We start from the raw sequence: 2,562 nt of genomic DNA, 5'->3' as shown, positions 1-2,562 counted from the left end.
CCTGCGAGGACCTGGACGGGGTCGAAACGGCGGGACTCGCCGACGTAGATCAAGCCGGGCCAGTCCTCCCCGCGCAGCTTCGCTTCCTGGATTTGCTTGTCGATCCAGGAGTTGGACTTCCGCAGGTACTTCGCGAGCTCTTTCTGCGTCATCAGGAACTCGGGCAGCGCAGCCGACTTTTGGGTTTCTTCGGTCTTCGATCTGCGTGCAGATGTAGATTCGCTGAGCACGTAGACGACTGACTCGAAGAGGTCGGAAACCTCCTTGTCGAGTGCGGCGGCGATGAGCTGAGCGGCTCGGTCGCTGCACTCTTCGCGGGAGGTCTTGCCGGCCCCTGCGATGAAGCCGACATAGGAGGTGGAAAGCCCCTCCCGTGCTGGGTCGACCTCAGCTGTTTTGGCGGCGAGGTCGGGGATGGTCATGCCGCTGGCCTTCATGGCAGTGCGGAGCGGCCGTCCGTTGTCCAGTCGTCGCATGGTGGTGCACCTGTCGTGGGACATGAGGGTGGATGTCCAGTTCAGGTCTCCCCGAGCTGCACGATCTACAGTCTGCATGTAGATGCAGATTCGGTCAATAGTTGGTCCCGACTGGTTCTTTACGCCCCAATGGGGTGCACAGGGGTCAGGTAGATTCGCAAGCCCGGTCAAATGCAGGTCAGCGATGGGCGTTCTACTTGCGTATGTAGATGGGCGTAGTCGACACTGCGGGTGTGACTACAGGCCCGCACCACCCCGGCGACACCCCTCAGGCCGCCGCCGAGGACCTCCCCCGCGAGGGCGAGGACCTGGGGGCGCTGCTCACGCGCGAGCTGGACACGGTCGGCCGGACGCAGAAGGATCTCGCCGCTGCCGCCGGCATCACCTACTCCACGCTGAACCACTGGATCAAAGGCACGCGTGGTACCAGCAGGGTTGATCCAGAGGACTTCCGACGACTCGCAAAGGCCCTACGTAACTGGGGTAGTCAGATAAGAGCAGGAGACGTTTTCAGGGCGGCAGGCCGACAGGTCCCGGGGCCCAGCAGCGCAGAGCGAGAACAACGACTGCTGTCTATCTACAGAGCCCTGCCCGTCGGGTCCCAGCGAGCACTTATCCAACATGCCGAACTCCTTGCCAGGTCTGGCTAGCGATAGTAAGGGTTGCCTTATAAAGAGGGGGAATTTCCACTTCCGAACGCATATGCCGAAAGGGCTCCCCACAGGGCCCGCACAGGGGTAGCCTCAGGCTCCCGTTGTCCTCCCGCTTCGGGCTTAATGCCATCGCGCATCCTGGGGGACACCTGTGTGTATCCGCATCACCGAGGCCGATGAAGCACCGGAGATCGCAGTATGGGACCCGGACGAAGTCGAAATTCTCGTCCAAAGGGGAACCCACCAGCACCTACTGATCAGGGAAATTCACGCGCTCCTGACAATCGACCTCGGCGCACCGAATTCCACCGCCGGCCTCACCTGTTTCTGTGGCGACCCCGTGTTTCTACCGGGCGAGCAGAATGGAGACGGCGCTCGATCTGATCAGTAGGGAATCACTCGTGGTTCGTAGGAGCACTGCAAACCCGCGCCAGAACAATCCCCGCCCCAACCCAAGCATGAAGTGCGGCTGCCCTCCCTGCCTGAAGAAGTTCCCCGGTAGCCGGCCCCCGACCGACGACCACACCGGTACGTGGGAGGCCCGCTACACCGACCCTCGCGGTCGTGGCCGCAGCAAGAACTGGCCCACCGAGACCGAGGCGACGAACTTCCTTGAGCAGACACGCACCGAAGTACGGCTGCGCACCTGGATCGACCCCGCCCGCGGAGAGATCACTCTGTGCCGGTGGCACACCTTGTGGTGGCCGACTCAGACTGGCCAGGAGTCGACGCTGGACCGGGATTCGAGGTCCTGGCGCAACCACATCGAACCTCACTTCGGCTCGCTGAAGTTGTATGAGTTCGAGTGGCGAGAGATCCAGCTCTGGGTAAACGGACTCGTGGACGAGAACGGCGGCCCCCTCGCCCCGAGCAGCGTCGTGAAGACCTTCCAGATCCTCGACCGGATGCTCGAAGCAGCGAAGCGCGACCGTCGGATTCCGTTCAATCCGGCCGAGGGCGTGAAGCTGCCGAAGATCAAGAAGAAGCACCCCGAAGACCGGCGCCCACCAACCTACGGCCAGCTCTGGCGAGTCCGGGCCTGCCTTCCGACATGGCTACACAACCTTCAGGTGCTCGCCCAGGAAACCGGCCTGCGCTTCGGCGAGCTGGCGGGCCTCCGCTGGTGCTGGGTCGATCTCGAAGGCCGACGCCTCCAGGTCCGTGAAGTGCTCACCGAGGTGGGCGGGAAGATCAAGCGCAAGGTCTACCCAAAATCTGACGCCAGCCTCAGAACCGTGCCTCTCACAGGGCTCGCCGTCACCGTCCTCCGCGAAATCCTGGCAGCGTCCCCGAGCGCCAGTCGGGCTGAGTCCGAACCGGCCGATGGCCTTCGCGAGGACGAGCTGGTGTTCCATGGCCGCAACGGGAAGAGCCGAACAGGACAGCCGTACCGAGCGCCGCTGCGACGGTCCACTGTCCGGCGCCCGTGGATC

The 2,562-nt window shown here is 63.3% G+C and carries 3 protein-coding genes; 2 read left to right on the top strand and 1 reads right to left on the bottom strand.

Features of this window, described 5'->3' with window-relative positions; all coding sequences use genetic code 11:
* The coding region (locus NBG84_RS39735) for a hypothetical protein (RefSeq protein ID WP_250924613.1) at positions 1–476 on the bottom strand (476 nt) is incomplete at its 3' end.
* A gap of 233 nt (positions 477–709) precedes the next feature.
* On the opposite strand from NBG84_RS39735, the gene NBG84_RS39730 reads away from it, so the two are divergent.
* Both NBG84_RS39730 and NBG84_RS39725 read left to right on the top strand, forming a co-directional pair.
* Complete coding sequence (locus tag NBG84_RS39730) at positions 710–1,126, top strand: helix-turn-helix domain-containing protein (protein ID WP_250924612.1); 417 nt, start codon at positions 710–712, stop codon at positions 1,124–1,126.
* A gap of 461 nt (positions 1,127–1,587) precedes the next feature.
* Positions 1,588–2,562, top strand: a 975-nt coding sequence (locus NBG84_RS39725; RefSeq protein ID WP_250924611.1) for a site-specific integrase, incomplete at its 3' end; no start/stop codon positions are given.

This window comes from Streptomyces albipurpureus, from assembly GCF_023701525.1.
Lineage (GTDB): Bacteria > Actinomycetota > Actinomycetes > Streptomycetales > Streptomycetaceae > Streptomyces > Streptomyces albipurpureus.
This window is presented reverse-complemented; position numbering and strand designations above follow the sequence as displayed.